Origin of the sequence: Streptomyces sp. P17 (genome assembly GCF_032436805.1) — a bacterium.
Lineage (GTDB): Bacteria > Actinomycetota > Actinomycetes > Streptomycetales > Streptomycetaceae > Streptomyces.
This window is the reverse complement of sequence record NZ_JAVRBF010000044.1, coordinates 1-17,597: the sequence shown is the minus strand read 5'-3', so window position 1 is coordinate 17,597 and position 17,597 is coordinate 1. Positions and strand designations below refer to the sequence as shown.

Genomic DNA, 17,597 nt, shown 5'->3' with positions numbered 1-17,597 from the left:
TGGGGGCTGGTCGCGCAGTTCCCCGCGCCCCTGGGTGGGTACTCGACCGGGCATGGTCAGCACGAAGGCCCCTGAAGACGCCTACACCGCCGAGCCCTTCCTCCCGGAGAAGCCCGGGAAAGCGACTCTGACCGCCCTGCGCCGGGCCGCCGCCGAGTGTCGTGGTTGTCCCCTGCACCGGGACGCCACCCAGACCGTCTTCGGTGCCGGGAACGCGCACGCCAGTGTCATGCTCGTCGGGGAGCAGCCCGGGGATCAGGAGGACCGGCAGGGCAAGCCGTTCGTCGGACCCGCCGGGAAGCTGCTCGACCGCGCTCTCGCCGAGGCCGGGATCGATCCGTCCGACACCTACGTGACCAACGCGGTCAAGCACTTCAAGTTCACCCAGGCCGAGCCGAAGAAGCGCCGTATCCACAAGGCGCCCACCCTCCGCGAGATGACGGCCTGCGGCCCCTGGCTGGCCGCCGAGCTCGCCGCCGTGGAGCCGGAGCTGATCGTCGTGCTCGGGGCGACCGCGGGGAAGGCGCTGCTCGGGTCGTCGTTCCGGGTCACGCAGGTGCGCGGGACGGTTCTGGAGGAGGAGATCCACGGGCATCCGGAGCGGCTGGTTCCGACTGTTCACCCTTCGTCCGTGCTGCGTGCGGACGATCGCGAGGCCGCGTACCGAGGGCTGGTCTCGGATCTGAAAGTGGCGGCGCGGGCAATGAAGTAATGGCTACTATGCATTCGTGGCCCTTACTTTCACTCTCGATCCCGCCGTCGACCCCACCCTCCGCGACGGCGTCCTCGACCTGTGGACGGATGTGACGAACACCGGTGGCTCCGTCGGTTTCGTACCCCCGGTGACGCGGGAGGCGATACGCCCGGAACTGGTCAGGCACTGATCACCGCGCACGCGCTGCATCAGTTCCTCGCGCCGACGCGCGATGAGCTTCAGTGGGCGTCCGATGCCACGGACTGTGATGAGCATCTGCTGGCCCTGCTACTGATGCTGAAGTCGTATCAGCGCATCACCGACGCGCCGCTGCGGCGGCGGGTGACCGCGGCGACGAACAAGGTCGAGTCGTTCAACCGGTTTCTCCCAGTGGGTCAGGTTCGGCAACCGTGGCGTCATCGCCGACAACGACCCGGTCGAGCAGGAGAAGGCGATGAAGTTCAACGCGCTGCTCACGAACGCGGTGATCTTCCACAATGCCCTGGACATCGCCGAGATCGTCCGCCAGCTGCTGGAGGAGGGCTGGACGATCGAGCCGGAGGACCTGGCGCACATCTCGCCGCACCTGACCGAGCACATCAACCGGTTCGGCGAGTACAGCACGCACGAGCTGGGCATCCAGCCGGAGGCGTACGACCCGAAGCTCGACGTCGACTTCACCCCTCTGCACAACCAGCACCAGGCCGCCGCCGGCTTCGGCCAGGCCGCCTGACCGGCCGCGGGCGGTCAGGCATCATGAGGACCGAGGCCCTGCTCATCAGGAGCGTTGCAGCCCGAAGGAGAGGTACAGGACGGCCGCGACTACCGCGGCGACAGCGAGGACGGCCCGGGTGCGGAGCAGGAGAGTGACACTACGGATGCGGCGGTTCGATGCGTAACTGCGGGAGATCGCCGCGCTGGCTGCGTAGTGCACGGCCAGGCGTGTCGCAGCGAGCCCCGCGGTCAGCGACACAGTGATCAGGATCAGGGCGTGCACCAGCGTGCCGGCCCACCCGGTGACGGGGAGGATCAGGAACAGCACACCGACAAGCGTGGTGAGCAGGAACCAGCCGAAGCCGCTGAAACCCGTGAATGACTCGATCCGGGCCCATTCGTCGCTTGTCTTGGTCGACAGTCGTCCCGGCTTCGACCTGACCCGTTTCCACGCCGCCGCCAGTTCTTCCGTGCCCGGCTGTTCGGCAGGCCCGTAGAACCGGTCGCCGATCCGGTCGAAAAGCCATGCCGCGAGCGCATCGCCAGAGGTAGCCAGATCAGGGATGCCTCTGCTCTGCGGGCGGACTTGCATATCAATCCTGTCTACTGCCGCGTAGGCAGTGCTGCCATATACGTACAAGCGGTCGAGACGATCGGCCTGGCGGACACGCGCCGGTTGTAGTGTCTGTGCCGGGCGGCTGACGCCGCCGATGCCCTGGTGCCCCTTCGGGGACAGGTTCAGCGGGTCCCGTGGAACCGCTGTCGGCGGCGACATGGTCGGCCGGTTCCGCAGGCGGGGCCACCGGCTGGAGGAGCGCTCCGGCCAGTGGCCCCACGTGATCAGTCCCGCTGTCCCGGACGCCGGAACAATGATCGGATCAGAGAGTTTCTACGGCGCCGCTTGTGCCACTCACCACGGATGTCGAAGATCTCCCTCTCCAGTGCCGCGTCGTGCGACTCCTCCGCCCAGACGACCGCCATTTCCTCGACGAGGCGAGGAGCGTCCTCGTCACTGGCCCAGAAGTCGTCGGCTTTGAGCTCGTCGGCCTTTCCGGTTCTCGGGTCTTCGCTGATGTAGAAGGCCCACGAGTCATTGATCTCCACGGCGAGGAGCAGGTATGACCCTGCGTACTCACCCGCGGTGATGCGGCCCACCCTGCCGTCCTCCGGCCAGGACGAGCGGTCTATCAGTATCGACCCCACTGCCGGATCCTTACATGGTTGATGTGGAAGTTGAAGTAGCTGCTCTTGCCGTTCGAGCTGTGGCCCTTCGTGCCATAGGTGAGGTTCGAGGACCGGCCGAACTTGCCCTTCTTGGCGGATGCCCGGTAGGCGTACTGACCCCTCGACCACATCCTGGCCCCGTTTTTCGCCGTCCCTCGTACGGCGCCACGGCCGACCCACATGCGGCCCGCAAGCCAGGCAGTGGCTCGCGTGCTCCTGAGGCTACCGCCGGCGTAGTTGAGCTTCTGGGCCATGCGTGCCACGCGTACCACCCGGTAGGCGCGATAGGCCCAGGCCGCCGCGCCCAGTCCCGGGACGAAGCTGACCGCAGTCAGCGCGATGTCCCACTTGTACTTTTTGACGAATCGCTTCGTCCTATTCCATGCCTTGCGCCAGCTCCACTTCCCGTCCAGATCGAAGCGGTTGACCGGGTCGGCGTGCGCGTAGTCGTAGGCATTGGCGTTTCCGCCGTAGACCGGGTCGGTGGACAGGAAGCGCCCGGTCGCCGGGTTGTAGAGCCGCACCCCCATCAAGGTGAGTCCGGTGAGGGTTTCGGCAGACCGCTGTTTGCCGCCGAGCCAGCTGTAGCGGGCAGCAGCTTGCCCGCTGCGGGGGTTGCCGTACTCGTCGCTGTCGAGAGCGACAGGTGCTTTGGAGCTGTCCACGGGCAGTTGGAGAGCGACGTCACCATGGATGTTGGTGAGCTGCAGGACGACGTCCCCGGTCCCGCTGGTGGTCGCCGCTAGGTCGCCGGAAACCGAGTCGACGTTGCGGGTGAGCGCGCCGGTGGCCGTGTCCTCGACGATCCATCGAGGGCTGTCGCCGTCGCCGTCGTAGTGGTTCACCTTGGACGCCGTCTGCGTCCAGGTCGTGCCGCTACCGGATTCGACCTTCCAGGAGCGGAAGCGGCTGGCGGCGTCGAGCTGCCAGGTCTGCCGCTTGCCGTTCGCCGTCTGCTGGTACACGAGGTCGTTGGTGAAGTAGCCGACGGTCCCGTGTGTAGGCAGAGCGGTGGTGCGCCCGAATGCGTCGTAGCTGTAGCCGGCGCCGGTGATGCGGTCGGCACTGTCGTAGGTGGATGTCGTGGTGGTGCCCCCGGTGGTGGGGCAGTCCGTCCCCGGCGTTGCGGCGGCGGTGCCGAAGGAGATCCGGTTCGTGCGCTGATCGAACCCGTAGGTGCGGCGCGTGCAGACGGTCTCGACGGTGTCGTCGACCGCGGTGAGCCGACCGACCGCGTCGTACTCGTATCTCTGGTCGGACCATCCGGCGTGGCTGGTGACTTGGCCGTGCACAGACTCGGTCACCGAGTCGGAGTAGACGAGGGTGCCGTCGCTGTCGCGCGTGTAGGTGCGGCGGGTTGCCGACCCGCTGGTGTCCTCGGTCTGTGCGAGGGTGTATCCCCCGGGGAGGGTCTCGCTGCTGACCGAGCCGTCCGCATCGTAGGTGGCGGTGAAGACTCCTGCGACGGAATCGGTGGTCTTCGTCGCCAGACCGCGTGGCTCGACGCTGTGGTCGTAGGTGTAGGTGACGGTGGACGGTGAGTTGTCGGCGACCTTCGTCGGCCGGTCGAGCAGGTCGTACTCGGTGGTGGTCGTTCCGCCGTCGGCGTCCGTGTAGGAGATCTGCCGACCGAGTTTGTCGAACGCTTCGGTGATCGTCCCGCCGGTCGGCGAGGTGGTCTTGACGGTCTTGCCGCTCGCCGGGTCGTACTCGGTGGTGCTGTCGGGTACGGCTTGGCCCAGGCCTCCGGTGACACTGACCTTGACCGGACGGCCGGCAGCGTCGTATGTGGTCGAGGTGGTCCGGGTGACGCCGTTGGCGGTGTCGGTCACCCTGGTCGGGTTGCCCCACCAGTCGTACTCGGTGGTGGTGGTGGGCAGTTCGGTGGGGTTGGTTCCCCCGCCGGTAATCGTGCCGGCAGGTCCGACGGAACAGACGAGGTCGGCCCATTCGGGCCGTCCCGCGCAGGCGCCGGTGCCCGTGGCGGACCAGTAGGTGGTCACGCGGGAGGCTGCGTCAGTACCGCTGGAGCCAGGCGAGATCTCCTTGGAGACTCGGCTCTGGGCGTCGTACTCGGTCCTCGTGGTGATCGCCAGGCCTGCCGGGTCCTGGACTGTCTTCGTGGCTACGCCCTTGGCCCAGTCGTATTCGGTCTGTGTGACCCGGGTCTCCCCTTGCACACCCGGGTGCTCGCGTATCTGCGCCCCTGTCGTGACTTTGGTGACCTGATCCTTGACCGTGGCAGTGCCGTCGGTCGGGCGTCCGGCATCGTATTCGTTGACGGTCCAGGTGCGAGCGGTCACCGGGCTCCCAGCAGCAACCAAAATGGTGGAGCCGGACTTGAGATCCGAGGTCAGTTCGGTCCGGCGCAGAGGGCCGAACTCTTCCAGTTCCCGTGTGCCGTCCGCGTTGTAGACCGATCGGGTGGACAGCAGTTCCGCGCGTTCCGCCGACGTCAGCTGTCCGATGCCGAGTTCGGCTTGGGTACCCCGGTCTGCGGGAGTGATGCCGAGCGCGACAGAGCGGTTGGCAGCCGATAGCTCGCGAACGGTGTTGCCGTAGCGGTCGGATTCGCTCGTGGTGACGTGTCCACCGGGCGCGACGCTGTTGACCTCGCGGCCCGACAGGCCCATGTAGGTCACCCCCGCCCGGGTGTAGGAGCCGGCGCCAAGACTGTCACCGGAGTTGCTGGTCGGCGTCGCGTCAGCCGGGAAGACGGCAGTGGCGTCGGTGGGAACATCCGTCTGACCCCAAGTGGCAACGGTCGCAGCACCCATCTGGTACGGGGCATTGGCTCCGGTCAGCGGGACGTCGTAGACGACTGTGGTGACACCCTCGCCCTCGACGACGTCGGCGGTGCCCTGCTTCAGACCTGGGCGGGATGCTTTGAGGAGCATGCCCTCACCGGCGGCGCTGCTGGAGCCGGCCTTGCCGTAGGCGAAGTTCCACGGCAGTTCACCGGGAGCCGTGACCTGCGCGACGCGGCCAGCACCGTCGTAGGCGTACTCCGTCTTCAGCGGAGGGGAGATCTGCGGATGCCACGACTGGCGGAGTCGGCCCGACTCGTCGTAGAGGTATGCCCTGACCGCTTTGCTGGTCGCCGTAGCCGCACCGGGAGCGGTGGACCATAGCCGGATCTCCTTCACCTGTCCGGTGAAGTCGCCGAAGGCGCTGCTGGTCGCGGTGGTCCCGGTGGCGTAGATGAACTCCAGAGCACGGCAACCCCTCGTGGCCGGATCTGCAGTGCAGGCGGCGGCTGTGGCAGCGGACGTCGGGGCGATGACCCGCTTGGGACGGGCCAGCACTCTGCCGTTGACGTTGACGGCCTCAGAGACCACCGTGGTGGTGGAGTTGGCCAGACCGTCCAACAGCGTGGAGGTGACCTGCCAGGCGGTGGCGGCGTCGTCTGGCTTGGTGAAAGTGGTCACCGCCCCGTCGGTGTCGGAGAGCGTGAACGTACCTCCCACATCGCCCTTGAGCGTGAGGTCCTCGGCGCCAGGTTCGGGGATCCACCCCGCCTTGGCGGCGTTAGCCGTGAAGTACAGTTCGCTGCCGTCGGCTGTCACCACGGCGACGGCAGTCGCAGACACCTGGCGCAGGTGGCTGTAGTCGGAGTCGGTCAGTTCAGCCGCCGTGCCGGTCGTCCACTCCTTTCCAAAGATGGCGACCTGCCCCTCCTGCTTCGCTCCGGCATCGGGGGTCCTGGAGGACGCCGTACGGTTCACGGTGAGGCCGAGGTACGAAACGTCGCTCTCGGAGAGCGTGTAGTCACCTGTGAGCAGGTTGAGCGAGCCAGGGCCAATGTCTTCGGACGCCGCGCCGTCGGCCTTACGGTCGACAACGACCGTAAGAGGCTGGGTGCTGGCCACGGCGGAGTTGGGGCCGGTGAAGTCGGCCTTGATCTGGACGGTGCCGTCGGGGTCGACGGTGGTGGTGGCGTTCCAGACCAGGGCGGCGTTCTTGCCGGCGGTGAGCGGCACGGGCCAGCCGGTCAGCGGGGTGCCGCCGGAGGTGACGTCACCGGCGGGGATCTGCACCCACGGGTCGGCCTCGGAGCGCCGCCAGGAGAAGGACACCTTGTCGTACTTGGCCGCGTCGGCCTCAGCGATCAGCGGCAGGCGCCGTGCGGTGCGCTCGCCCTCGGAGGGCTGGATGAAGCCGCCGGGCCCGGCGTTGAACGTGTACTCGATCGGCTCGGACTTGTTGTCCGCCTTGTCCACCGAGCGCACCTGCAGGGTGTGGGTGCCGTCGCGGGCGGGCGCGATGGAGATCGGCTTGTCCGCGGTGGCACCGTTGGTGGTGACCTTGGTCCAGGTCACGCCGTCCAGCGACCACTCCAGCCACTGCTGGTCGGCTGCGGGCGGGGTGACGGTGAACGTGCCGGCCTGCCCGGCGCCCTTGACCCACTGACCGCTCGGGTAGTCCGTGGAGACGATCTTGCTGGGGGCGGAGGGGGCGCTTGTGTCGACGGTGAAGGTCTTCCACGCCGACCAGCCGGTGTTGTAGCTCGCCCCGTCGTACGGCGAGGTGCGGAACTTGTACGTCTTGCCGTTGGCCAGGACCCCGGCGGGGACCTTGACCGAGGCGACCTGCCCGGAGGGCACGTACGGCGAGACGATGACGTCGCCGACCTGGGTGTTGGTGGCGTTGTCGAAGATCTGGAAGGTGCCGTTGACCTTGTCACCGTCGGCGTCGACGAACGTGTCGCGCAGCGTCGGTGTCACGGTGTTCACGGTGTAGGCGCCGCTGTAGGAGAAGTACGGCGGACCGGCTTCCTGCTTCGTTCCGGTGCGCGGCCGGTAGTTGTAGGTGACGACCAGCTTCGGCGGATTCGAGGCGGCGTTGGCGGAGTTGACGCGCTTCCACTGCGCGGTCACCGTCTCGCTGGTGGCGCGCAGGCCCATGCCGGAAGTGGCGTTCTTCGCCGAGGCCCACTCCTGCACCAGGGTGGTCACATCGGCGTTGATCCAGCCATCGGGAGCCGAGGTGCAGGCCGGGTTGCCCTTGGTCTCGGTGGAGGTGGCCTTCTTCGCCGTCCAGGCCGGCTGCGCGGTCCAGCGCGAGGCGGTGGACGCCTTGCCGGCCGACCACACTTCCCAGGGCTGGGCGGTACACGCGGTGTTGCCGGAATGGAAGTTCCACAGGCTCAGCTTCGCGTCGGACACGAGCGCGTCGGAGATCGGCGCGGTGTTCCACGTGATGAACGACCTGGCGGTACGCGGGGTGCCGTCGGCGTTGGTGGTGCCGGGGTTGCCGAGGTCGAGCTCGGTGTCGGCGGACCAGTCGACGGTCTCGCCCTGCTGGACGTAGGTGTCGAAGACGTTGCCCAGCGAGGCGGTGGACGGGTCCACGGTGACCGGATACCTGGTGTTGGGGTCGGCCAGGAACTTCGCGTCCGGGCTGAGGACCAGGTCGACCGAGCCCTTGCGCTGGACCACCTTCATGGCCACGTTGGCCCGGTTCGTGTTCTCACCGGAGACCTTGTCGACCGTGGCGTCCCACATCACCGGGGCCGGCATGACCGCCCGGTTCTTGTTCTTCTTGTCAGCGAACAGCAGGCTGCCGTCGGCCCGCTGCTTGACCTTCAGGCCCTTGGTGCTGAGCGGCAGCGTGTAGGTGTAGCCGCCGGCCGTCGGACGCTGCTTGATACTGACGTACTGCTCGAAGCCGGTACGGGTCGCCTCGACCACCACGTCGGCGCCGGGCACGGCGTTGGTGTAGGTGGCGCGGGTGCCGTCCAGCTTCGGGGCGGGCAGGCCGCCCTTCCACCCCAGCGTGATCTGCTGATCGCCCTCGCCGAGCGTCACCAGATCCGTGGCCCTGGCGGCCTGCGCGGCCTTCAACGAGCGGGCCGGGACACCGGTCTTGCCAGCAAGCTTCAGACCGCGTGGGTGCGCCTTCGGCTCCACCGAGCCACCGCTACCGCCAACAAGATCCAGATCGACGTCCCGCCAGTTCCCCGTGGCATCGTCACGGAAGCGGACCGGGCCCGCGGTCATCTCGGTCGTGAGCGAACCGTCCTTGTTCACCCACGTCGTCGACGTCTCCGTACGCTCCGACAACGCCTCGACACGCTTGCCCGACAACCGGGCCGCTACGCGTGCGGAAGGAATGTCGGCGGCCTGCCTGACCGCCGCCTTCTTCGGACCTTCGACGGACCGCTGGCCGCGATCGGCGGCGAACGCCGGATCGACCCCGTCGATCAGGGTGACGGACAAGGCCAGGACGAGACTTCCCGCTATGCAGCGGAGACTCCTCCCCGACCATATCTGCCCGCGCTCCTCAGGAGCGGGTCTATCAAACACCGTTGTCCCTCGGTTTCTGACGCATCCTCAGGCCTCACATTTGTGATCCCGACGTGAAAGTAGCCGGGAGGAAAAGACCCAAAATCGCAGCGAGCCCACGCAAGATCGGCAGTCCGGGTCTCCTTGCCGCCTGTGAACTGCGCCACAGGCAGGACGGGTTTGAAACCGGGGTGCGGTTCTCTCCCCGGGGCGTGAACCTGCCCGTAGATCTTGGGTAAGGTGCGGAGCACTCCGGCGCTGCCGGGGCTGAACCGCGCCGCCAGGGAAAGCCCCGAGGGCTGCAGCTCGTCCCGTCGTGTGACACTGCGCTCGCTGGCCTTCGCCGGTGCACCAGTGCGGCCGCAGGCCGCGATCCGAAATGGGGTGGGAAATGTCCAGTCACCGACTGTCCCGAAGAGGCCGTTACATCGCGTGGGCCACGACAGGTGTCGTCGTGGTCGCCGGTGCCGGGATCGCGGCACAGACCTCCATGGCCGCCACGAGCTGGCCGGCGCAGAAGACGTACACGGGCCGCGCGTTCGACACCTGCACGGCACCCTCCCTCGCCGCGATGAAGGCCTGGAACACCGGCTTCTACGGAGCCGCCGCGATCTACATCGGCGGCAAGAACCGCGGCTGCGCCCAGCCCAACCTCACCGCCTCCTGGGTCAAGTCCGTCAGCACCGCCGGCTGGAAGCTGATCCCCCTCTACGTCGGCGCCCAGCCGCCCTGCCAGACCAGCAGGAACCCGGAGAGGTTCACCGCCTCCACGGCAGCCTCCCTCGGAGCGAGCAACGCCAACGACGCCGTCACCAAGGCGTCCGCACTCGGCATCATGCCCGGCAGCCCCATCTACCTCAACATGGAGTCGTACGACATCACGAACAAGGCATGCAACGACGCCACCCTCACATACGTACGCGCCTTCACGAAGACCCTGCGAGCCAAGACATACCGCGCCGGGTACTACGGCTTCGCCGGCTCCAGCGCCACGGCCATCGCCACCGCCACCGACCGGACCGACCTCCCCGGCAACCTCTGGTACGCGCTGTGGAACAAAAAGAACACCACCACCGCCGACTGGCCCTGGGACCCCAAGCTGTACACCAACCACAGCCGCGCCCACCAGTACATGGTCAACAGCAAGGAGACCCGCGGCGGCCACACGATCACCGTCGACCGCAACGCCTGGGACGCCCCGGTCGCCATCACCGGATAAGAGCCGCCTCCCGCAGGCAGGCTCAACCCCTCCGCCGCACGCGCGGCCACTCTCACAAACGGTCCTGTGCGCGAGCAAGATCAACCACCGGCCGCGAGACCCCCGCCGATCCCGGATTCGTTCTCAGAACCCGTTCTCACTCAGGGCAGGGACTGTCAGTGCTCGTTGCAATCCTCTGGAGGCCCAGCGTGAGCTGATCACCGACGAACTGTGGCAGGCCCGGCACCGCGACTACGCCGCCGTCGGCGTACGCGACGTGTGGTTCATGCGCCCGGACACCCGCATCCCGCACGTGCTGTTCGCCGAGGGCACCCCGGCCTGGACGCTCTACCACCGCGACGAAACAGCCGAAGCCCGGCTCGGGGAGCCCCACGAGCGTGGCCCGCAGTGGTGGACGAAGGACCTGCGCCTGTTCGGGCCGCACCACCCGCCGTGCGCTTCTACGGCTCCTGCGGCTACAAGGAGGTCGGCCGGATACCGGACGCCATCCAGGTCGCCCCCGACGGCCTCCGCGACGACGTGATCATGCTCCTGCCGCTCGACTGAGCCCCGCCCTCAAGATCGCCTCGCGGGCATGCTTCACTGGATGTCGCACCTTTGGGACTTTGTCGGAATCGGAAGACTGGATTGAGATGCTCCGCTACACGCTGATGCGCCTCGGGATCTTCGTGGGCTGCTTCGTGGTCGTCTGGGGCCTCGTCTACTCCGGTCTCGCCCCGCGCGGCCTCGGCGACTCCAACGGCATGTGGGTCGTCCTGCTCGCCCTGCTGATCTCCGCCCCGATCAGCTTCGTCGTCCTGCGCAAGGAGCGCGACCGCGCCTCCGTGCAGATCGTCGAGAAGGTCGACAAGGTGAAGGCCAACCTGGAGGCGAACCGCGGCCAGGAAGACGTAGCCGACGACACCGCACGGGCACAGGGGCAGACGTCGTAGGGCCTGTCTGACAATTCCCGTCTGCCGCGCGGCGTCTGGCACGCACTCCCCCAGAGGGGACCCCCAGCCGCGTTGCCGAACCACCCACGTGGCTCCGCCACGAGGGCGCTCCGGCGCCTTGCGATCGCACGCTCCCCCACGCTCAACACGCTCGCGCGGGGGCACCCCCGTCGCCGCCGCCCGGCCCGCCCTGCGGGCGGACGACGGGAATTGTCAGACAGGCCCTAGGGGGTGTTTTGAAAGTCCCGCACAGCACCCACGGCGCCCGGCACGCACCCTCGCCGCACCGGCCAAAGACCCAAGTACGTCCAGTACGAGGGCCTTCGTCCGGCACGCCGAGGGCACGCACCGAACACCGCGGGCACCGCACAGGACTTTCAAAACACCCCCTAGTCTTGCCCCCATGGGTGCCGTGAAGACCAAGCGGATGCCGCGTGCCGTCCGTGAACAGCAGATGCTGGACGCTGCCGTGCGGACCTTCGGGCGCCGTGGGTACATGGCCGCCTCGATGGACGAGATCGCCGAACTCGCCGGTGTCTCCAAGCCGTTGGTCTATCTGTACCTGAATTCCAAGGAAGACCTCTTCAGCGCCTGCATACGCCGTGAGGCGCGGGCGCTCACCGCCGCCGTCCGCTCCGGTGTCCGGACCGACGCGCCCCCCGACCGCCAACTCTGGGACGGCCTGGGGGCGTTCTTCACGCACACCGCCAAGCACCCGGACGGCTGGGCCGTGCTGCATCTCCAGGCACGCACCCACGGCCCCGCGTTCGCCGCCGAGGTGACCGCGATGCGCGAGGAGATCGTCGCGTTCGTCACCCAGCTGATCCTCGCCGCCGCCCGCTCCGCCCACCGCGACCCCGACCTCCCCGAGCACGAGGTCGCCGGGCTCGCCGAGGCCCTCGTGGGCGCCGCCGAGTCGCTCGCCGACTGGGCCAACGCCACCCCTGCCGTCACCGCCCGCCAGGCCGCCGCGACCATGATGAACTTCGCCTGGGCAGGCCTCGGCAGCCTCATGGAGGGCCGGACCTGGTCAGCCGACGGACCCCGCCAGGTGTAGGCGACCGTCACCGCCGCGCAGCTCGAACCGCCCCCGCTCCGCCCCGTACGTCACCGTCCCCGGCAGCAGCACCGGCGCCCGGAACTCCGCCCGCACCCGTGCCGCGTCCGGCACGCCGTGCGCCGCGAGACAGCGCGCCACCGTCCACATGCCGTGCGCGATGGCGCGAGGAAAGCCGAACAGCCGGGCGGTGAGCGGGTGGAGGTGGATCGGGTTGCGGTCCCCGGACGCGGCCGCGTACCGCCGCCCGACATCCCCACCGAGCCGCCACTCGGCGACCGTGGGAAGGGCCGGCTGCCCCACCGTCCGGGCAGCGCCCTCGCCCGCTGACCCGTGCCGCGCCAGATACGTGCTCCGCGACTCCCATACGACGTCCCCGCCGGCCCGGAGTTCCGTCACGACGCTCGCCTCCGTGCCGCGCCGGTGCGGTGCCAACCCGTCGGCGTACACGGTGAGTTCGTACTCCCCGAGCGCCCCGAGCCGCTCCCGCCGGGTGATCTCGATCGACGTGTGCACCAGACCGAGCAGCGGCAGCGGAAAGTCCCGGGCGCTCATCAGCCGCATGGCCGACGGGAAGCCCAGCACATGCGGGTACGTCACCGGCAGCGCGTCCTGCCCGGTCGGGAAGCCGCATGTCCGCTCGTAGGCCGCGAGCCGCGCCAGGTCCACCCGCACCCCGGGGACGACCAGGGGCGTGCGGGGGAAGTCCGCGTCGGCGCGGGGCCGTTTGAACGGCGACAGCAGGGCGCCGAGGGCGACGGTCATGGCAGCCTCCACCTCGTGACAGTTGCTTACTTCGGAGTAAGGTTACCGGAGGTAAGCGCATCTGTACGGCACGAAATCCGAGTGACCCTCACGTAACCCCCGAGGTTGCACAGCCCCCCTCCCGAGCCCTCCCCGAACACGCACAGCCCCCACACGTAAGCCCCGTACGATCCCCTACCTAACCGGCGGTAACCCCTTTCCGCACGTGGGGACCCGTCCGTGAACGCCGTGCCAGGAGCCGCCCGTGTCCACGCCACTCCCTTCCTTCGCCGCGTCCGCCGCCTTCGACGACGCCCCCGCGCCCACCCTGGTGGAGCCCGAGACCCGGCGTCTTGACGGTGTCGTCCGGGAGGCGTACGTCCCGCCCTTCGCGCCGCCCGTCTCGCACGGCTCGCTGGGCGATCTGCCGTTCGACAACGCCCTCGCGGTGCCGGACAAGGTGCTGCTCAGCCGTAAGACGGAGAACGGGAGCTGGGCGGATGTCACCGCGACGCGGTTCGCCGCGCAGGTGCTCGCCGTGGCCAAGGGGCTGATCGCCGAGGGGCTGATGCCGGGCGACCGGATCGCGGTCATGGCGCGGACCACGTACGAGTGGACGCTCCTCGACTTCGCCGCCTGGGCCGCGGGCCTGGTGACCGTCCCGGTCTATCCGACCTCCTCCGTCTTCCAGACCCGCTGGATCCTCCAGGACTCCGGCGCGGTCGCCCTGGTCACCGAGACCGTCGCGCAGGCCGCCGCCCTCGGCCCCGAGCTCGAACGCATCCCCGATCTGCGGCACCTGTGGGTCATGGAGAAGGACCATGTGGAGCGGCTCGCGGAGGCCGGGGCCCCGATACCGGACCAGGAGGTCGAGGTCCGCCGTGGCATGCTCGGCCCGAGCACCCTGGCCACGCTGATCTACACCTCGGGCACCACAGGACGCCCCAAGGGCTGCGCGCTGACCCACGGCAACTTCTTCGCCGAGGTCGACAACGCCATCGAACTCCTCTACCCCGTCTTCAAGTCGAGGTCGAGCGAGGAGGTCTCGGTCCTCCTCTTCCTGCCGATGTCCCATGTCTTCGGCCGCATGGTGGCGGTGGCCTGCGTCCGCGCCCGGGTCCGGCTCGGCCACGCGCCCAGCCTCCAGTCCGAGGACCTCCTCGCCGACCTCGCCGCCTTCCGCCCGACCTGCCTGCTGGCCATCCCCTACATGCTGGAGAAGGTCTACAACTCCGCCCGCGCCAAGGCGGAGGAGGGCGGCCGGCTGACCATGTTCGACCGGGCCGCCGCCGTCGCCGGGCGCTGGGGCGAGGCCATGGAGGCCAGGCAGCACGGCACCGGATCCGGGCCCGGCCGCGCCCTGAGCATGGCCCGCGCCTTCTACGACCCGCTCGTCTACCGCCGTATCCGCAACGCCATGGGCGGCCGGGTCCGCTACCTGATCTGCGGCGGCTCACCGCTCGGCCGCCGCCTCGCCGCCTTCTACGCCGGTGCCGGCATCGAGGTCTACGAGGGGTACGGCCTGACCGAGACGACCGCCGCCGCCACCGTCACCCCGCCGCTCAAACCCCGTCTGGGCACCGTGGGCTGGCCGCTGCCCGGCACCCGGGTCCGGATCGCCGCCGACGGCGAGATCCTGATCGCCGGGGAGCAGGTGCTGCGCGGCTACTGGGACCCGGCGGCCGGGGGAGTGGTCCCGGCGGCCGTGGACGGCTGGCTCGCCACCGGTGACATCGGCGAGCTGGACGACGAGGGCTATCTGACCATCACCGGACGCAAGAAGGAGCTGCTGATCACGGCCGGCGGCAAGAGCGTGGCCCCGGCGCCGCTGGAGAACTGGCTCCGCTCCCACCCGCTGATCTCCCAGGCCATGGTCCTCGGCGACCGCCGCCCCTACGTCACCGCGCTGATCACCCTCGACATGGACGGCATCACCCACTGGCGCCGGATGAACGGCCGCCATCCGGTACCCGCCGAACTCCTGGTCCACGACGAGGAGTTGCGGGCGATCATCCGGCGCGCGGTGGACGACGCGAACAAGCTGGTCTCCCGTCCCGAGTCCATCCGCCGCTTCGCGATCCTGCCGACCGACTTCACCGAGACGGCCGGGCATCTGACCCCGTCGATGAAGCTGCGGCGGGCGGCGGTCATGAAGGACTTCGCGGGGGAGATCGAGGAGTTGTACGAGCGCTGAACACAGGGCCGGAGAGGCGTACGACCATCAAGTACTGTCGTGGGTCTCCTGCTTGCTGATCCCGGCTCATCGCAGGAGACCCATGTCCACGCGCAGCACCTCCGCCGTGCGCTCGCCACGGCCACGGCCGTGTCCCTCACCGGCGGACTGCTCACCCTCTCCGTGAGCGCCGCGACCGCGGCCACCCCGGCGAAGTACGCCGACGACTTCAACGGCGACGGCTACCGCGACTACGCCGCCGCCGGACTCGGCGGCCAGTTCACCGTCACGTACGGGACGGCCACGGTCCCGGCACCGGCACCGTCACCAAGACCTTCACCCAGTCCACGTCGGGCATCCCGGGCACGGCCGGTGACGCGAGCGGGTACGCCGACACGTTCGGCGAGGACGTGGCCGCCGCCGACTTCAACCGTGACGGTTACGCCGACCTCGCCGTCGCCGACTTGAGCGAGAAGGCCGGCGACAAGGCCAGCGCCGGCGCGGTCACGCTCGTGTGGGGCTCGCAGTCCGGCCTCACCGGTACGGGCGCCATCCGCCTGAAGATCACCGCGAGTTCCCACCGCGGCTTCGGCAAGCAGATCGAGGCCGGTGACTTCAACGGCGACGGCAAGACCGACCTGGCCGTCGCCGACGGCATCGAGGCGGTACGCATCTACCGCGGCGGCTTCTCCAAGACCGGTACGACGGGTTCGGTCACCAAGCACGTCCCGAACGCCCTGCTGGAACCCGCCGGCCTGGTCGCGGGCAAGGTCACCAAGGACAGCGCGACCGACGACGGGGACAAGGACGTACTGGTGTCGAGCGACTACTACAGCCCGGCTGTCCTGCTCCCGGGGACGGGGTCGGCCATTACGGGGACCGGTGCTCAGGAACTGGGCATCGTGGCGGCGTTCCCGACGTAGTCCGAGGCGAGGAAGGCGGACCAGGCGGCGGGGGCGAGGGTGACCTGAGGGCCGGTGGGGTTCTTGGAGTCGCGGAGGCGGATGTCGGAGGGGGTTACGGCTACCTCCAGACAATCGCCGCCCTCGCCGTCGCTGTAGCTGGACTTACGCCAGGTGTATGCAACTTCCAGGCATTCGCCGCCTTCGCCGTCGCTGTAGCTGGACTTGAACCAGGTGAGCTGCTCGTTGTTCATAGCTCCTCCAGCTTCTGCTCGATCAACTTCCGGGACTCCGCGGGGGAGAGTGCCATTGCTCGCATGATCCCATAGCGATCTGCGATCTTCCGGACCTCTTCAGGATCGGTGATCAGCCGGGGGTGCCCTTGCGCCTCCGTGTACGCCACCTGCCCGTGGCCCTTGGGTGTCAGCAGATTGAACGCGCTGCCCAGGTTGGGGTGTTCCTCCACACGACTCGGCATCACCTGGATCTCGACGTTCTGCATCTGCCCCACATGCAGCATGCGACGAAGCTGGTCCGCGTGCACGCGCCGGCCCCCGATCGGCCGGTCCAGCAGGACCTCTTCGAGGACGTAGCTCACGATCGGAGAGGGCGAACGCTCGAAGACCTGCTGACGGGAGAGGCGATCCGCCACCCGCCTCTCGATCGTCTCCTCGTCGAGAAACGGCCGCCTCTTGGCGAACACCGCCCGTGCGTGATCCTCGGTCTGCAACAGCCCCGGCACGCCATGGTTGGCGTAGAAGTGCAGCTCAACCGCCTCCGCCTCCAACCCCGCATAGTTCCGGTACCACTCCGGATGCCGCGTCCGAGCCGTCGACATCGCCTCCCTGACCTCGGGAATGACATCCTTCAACAGACCCCCGGCATCCAGGAGTTCGTCGGCCTTCTCCAGCAGCTCGGGCTGTGGCGTGCGTACGCCGCGCTCCATCGCGGAGATGGCGTCGGGGCCGTACCCGACGAGCCCCCCGAACTCCTTCTGTGTCAGCCCCTTCCGCTCCCGCAGGAGCTTCACCTGCTTGCCGAGTGCGATGAACAACCCCGTCGTGCCCTCGTTCCCGCTCTCGCCCGCACCCTCCCGTCACGACGATCCGCACGCCGAACTCAGCGTCGCCGTACAGATACCCAGCGTCGGCCTGTCACTCCTGGTCAGGGTAGAGAGAACCCGCCACTCTCGGTGACGTGAACGCCGAAATCACCACCCCCACTGCTGAATTGGCCCAGCGCATCAGAGCCACTCCGCGCGGAGCGCGGCTGGCCCGTCATCTGGCCTCGCAACAGCTGGCTGTCTGGGGGTACCCCCAGGACAGCGAGGTCAGCGAGACGGCGCAGCACCTGGTGGCGGAGCTGGCCGCCAACGCCGTCACGCACGGCCGCGTCCCCGGCCGGTCCTTCGAACTCCGCCTGCTCCTGCTCCCGGAGGACACTCTCCGTATCGAGGTGAGCGATGCGCGAGGCGACCGGAAACTGCGGTACGTGACGGAGCCGGAGAGCGAGGGCGGCCGGGGCCTGATCCTGGTGACCTTGCTGGCGAAGACGTGGGGCGTGGCCGAACGGGACGTCGGCAAGACGGTGTGGGCGGAGTGCGCCATGGAGGCGCCTTGATGTATTCCCGGCTGAGCCGGGAGGAATTCGGAGA

At 68.6% G+C, this 17,597-nt stretch carries 14 protein-coding genes and 3 pseudogenes; 11 read left to right on the top strand and 6 right to left on the bottom strand.

Features of this window, described 5'->3' with window-relative positions; all coding sequences use genetic code 11:
- Nucleotides 1–52: 52 nt before the first annotated feature.
- The 3 genes and pseudogenes from RMT89_RS26545 to RMT89_RS26535 form a co-directional block, all read left to right on the top strand.
- The gene (locus tag RMT89_RS26545) at nucleotides 53–712 is read left to right on the top strand and encodes a UdgX family uracil-DNA binding protein (RefSeq protein WP_315886302.1); all 660 of its coding nucleotides are present in this window, start codon (nucleotides 53–55) and stop codon (nucleotides 710–712) included.
- Nucleotides 713–728: 16 nt separating this feature from the next.
- Nucleotides 729–881 (top strand): annotated as a pseudogene (locus RMT89_RS26540) (GNAT family N-acetyltransferase); the annotation flags it as partial.
- A gap of 204 nt (nucleotides 882–1,085) precedes the next feature.
- A pseudogene (locus tag RMT89_RS26535) lies at nucleotides 1,086–1,427 on the top strand (Tn3 family transposase); the annotation flags it as partial.
- Between the two features lie 45 nt (nucleotides 1,428–1,472).
- Here RMT89_RS26535 and RMT89_RS26530 read toward each other — a convergent pair.
- From RMT89_RS26530 to RMT89_RS26520, 3 genes are all read right to left on the bottom strand, one after another.
- Nucleotides 1,473–2,183, bottom strand: coding sequence for a hypothetical protein (locus tag RMT89_RS26530; RefSeq protein WP_315886301.1), 711 nt, complete (start codon nucleotides 2,181–2,183; stop codon nucleotides 1,473–1,475).
- A 65-nt stretch (nucleotides 2,184–2,248) separates the two neighbouring features.
- Complete coding sequence (locus RMT89_RS26525) at nucleotides 2,249–2,563, bottom strand: hypothetical protein (RefSeq protein WP_315886300.1); 315 nt, start codon at nucleotides 2,561–2,563, stop codon at nucleotides 2,249–2,251.
- 32 nt (nucleotides 2,564–2,595) lie between these two features.
- Nucleotides 2,596–8,850 (bottom strand): DNRLRE domain-containing protein, encoded by a 6,255-nt coding sequence (locus RMT89_RS26520; RefSeq protein WP_399498488.1) that lies wholly within the window; start codon nucleotides 8,848–8,850, stop codon nucleotides 2,596–2,598.
- Nucleotides 8,851–9,307: 457 nt separating this feature from the next.
- On the opposite strand from RMT89_RS26520, the gene RMT89_RS26515 reads away from it, so the two are divergent.
- The 4 genes and pseudogenes from RMT89_RS26515 to RMT89_RS26500 all read left to right on the top strand — a co-directional run bounded on the left by RMT89_RS26515 (nucleotide 9,308) and on the right by RMT89_RS26500 (nucleotide 12,124).
- Entirely contained in the window at nucleotides 9,308–10,135 is an 828-nt protein-coding gene (locus RMT89_RS26515; protein ID WP_315886299.1) for a glycoside hydrolase domain-containing protein, read from the top strand.
- Nucleotides 10,136–10,570: 435 nt separating this feature from the next.
- Nucleotides 10,571–10,681 (top strand): annotated as a pseudogene (locus RMT89_RS26510) (GNAT family N-acetyltransferase); the annotation flags it as partial.
- Between the two features lie 86 nt (nucleotides 10,682–10,767).
- The gene (locus RMT89_RS26505; RefSeq protein ID WP_315886298.1) at nucleotides 10,768–11,067 is read left to right on the top strand and encodes a DUF4229 domain-containing protein; all 300 of its coding nucleotides are present in this window, start codon (nucleotides 10,768–10,770) and stop codon (nucleotides 11,065–11,067) included.
- Nucleotides 11,068–11,470: 403 nt separating this feature from the next.
- Nucleotides 11,471–12,124 (top strand): TetR/AcrR family transcriptional regulator, encoded by a 654-nt coding sequence (locus tag RMT89_RS26500; RefSeq protein WP_315886297.1) that lies wholly within the window; start codon nucleotides 11,471–11,473, stop codon nucleotides 12,122–12,124.
- Here RMT89_RS26500 and RMT89_RS26495 read toward each other — a convergent pair.
- A complete protein-coding gene (locus RMT89_RS26495) occupies nucleotides 12,098–12,889 on the bottom strand; it encodes a MaoC/PaaZ C-terminal domain-containing protein (protein ID WP_315886296.1) in 792 nt (263 codons plus the stop codon). The genes RMT89_RS26500 and RMT89_RS26495 overlap by 27 nt on opposite strands.
- Nucleotides 12,890–13,133: 244 nt before the next feature.
- On the opposite strand from RMT89_RS26495, the gene RMT89_RS26490 reads away from it, so the two are divergent.
- From RMT89_RS26490 to RMT89_RS26480, 3 genes are read left to right on the top strand one after another with little or no spacing between them, the layout of a single operon-like run.
- Complete coding sequence (locus RMT89_RS26490) at nucleotides 13,134–15,062, top strand: long-chain fatty acid--CoA ligase (RefSeq protein ID WP_315886295.1); 1,929 nt, start codon at nucleotides 13,134–13,136, stop codon at nucleotides 15,060–15,062.
- A gap of 39 nt (nucleotides 15,063–15,101) precedes the next feature.
- Complete coding sequence (locus RMT89_RS26485; RefSeq protein WP_315886294.1) at nucleotides 15,102–15,509, top strand: hypothetical protein; 408 nt, start codon at nucleotides 15,102–15,104, stop codon at nucleotides 15,507–15,509.
- Nucleotides 15,452–15,964, top strand: a complete 513-nt coding sequence (locus tag RMT89_RS26480; RefSeq protein ID WP_315886293.1) for a VCBS repeat-containing protein — start codon at nucleotides 15,452–15,454, stop codon at nucleotides 15,962–15,964. Before RMT89_RS26485 ends, RMT89_RS26480 begins: the two co-directional genes overlap by 58 nt.
- Here the strand turns inward: RMT89_RS26480 and RMT89_RS26475 are convergent.
- On the bottom strand, nucleotides 15,928–16,197 hold the full coding sequence (locus tag RMT89_RS26475; RefSeq protein WP_315886292.1) for a DUF397 domain-containing protein: 270 nt from the start codon (nucleotides 16,195–16,197) through the stop codon (nucleotides 15,928–15,930). The genes RMT89_RS26480 and RMT89_RS26475 overlap by 37 nt on opposite strands.
- On the bottom strand, nucleotides 16,194–16,997 hold the full coding sequence (locus tag RMT89_RS26470) for a helix-turn-helix transcriptional regulator (protein WP_315886291.1): 804 nt from the start codon (nucleotides 16,995–16,997) through the stop codon (nucleotides 16,194–16,196). Before RMT89_RS26470 ends, RMT89_RS26475 begins: the two co-directional genes overlap by 4 nt.
- A 143-nt stretch (nucleotides 16,998–17,140) precedes the next feature.
- Between RMT89_RS26470 and RMT89_RS26465 the strand changes: the two genes are divergently transcribed.
- Nucleotides 17,141–17,563: an ATP-binding protein gene (locus RMT89_RS26465; protein ID WP_315886290.1), complete on the top strand. Its 423-nt coding sequence runs from the start codon at nucleotides 17,141–17,143 to the stop codon at nucleotides 17,561–17,563.
- Nucleotides 17,564–17,597 lie beyond the last annotated feature (34 nt).

Bases quoted from the DNA above. Each gene is read 5' to 3' on its own strand.
- RMT89_RS26515 (WP_315886299.1), top strand. From the start codon at position 9,308: ATGTCCAGTCACCGACTGTCCCGAAGAGGCCGTTACATCGCGTGGGCC.
- RMT89_RS26500 (WP_315886297.1), top strand. From the start codon at position 11,471: ATGGGTGCCGTGAAGACCAAGCGGATGCCGCGTGCCGTCCGTGAACAG.
- RMT89_RS26505 (WP_315886298.1), top strand. From the start codon at position 10,768: ATGCTCCGCTACACGCTGATGCGCCTCGGGATCTTCGTGGGCTGCTTC.
- RMT89_RS26530 (WP_315886301.1), bottom strand. From the start codon at position 2,183: ATGTCGCCGCCGACAGCGGTTCCACGGGACCCGCTGAACCTGTCCCCG.
- RMT89_RS26545 (WP_315886302.1), top strand. From the start codon at position 53: ATGGTCAGCACGAAGGCCCCTGAAGACGCCTACACCGCCGAGCCCTTC.
- RMT89_RS26495 (WP_315886296.1), bottom strand. From the start codon at position 12,889: ATGACCGTCGCCCTCGGCGCCCTGCTGTCGCCGTTCAAACGGCCCCGC.
- RMT89_RS26475 (WP_315886292.1), bottom strand. From the start codon at position 16,197: ATGAACAACGAGCAGCTCACCTGGTTCAAGTCCAGCTACAGCGACGGC.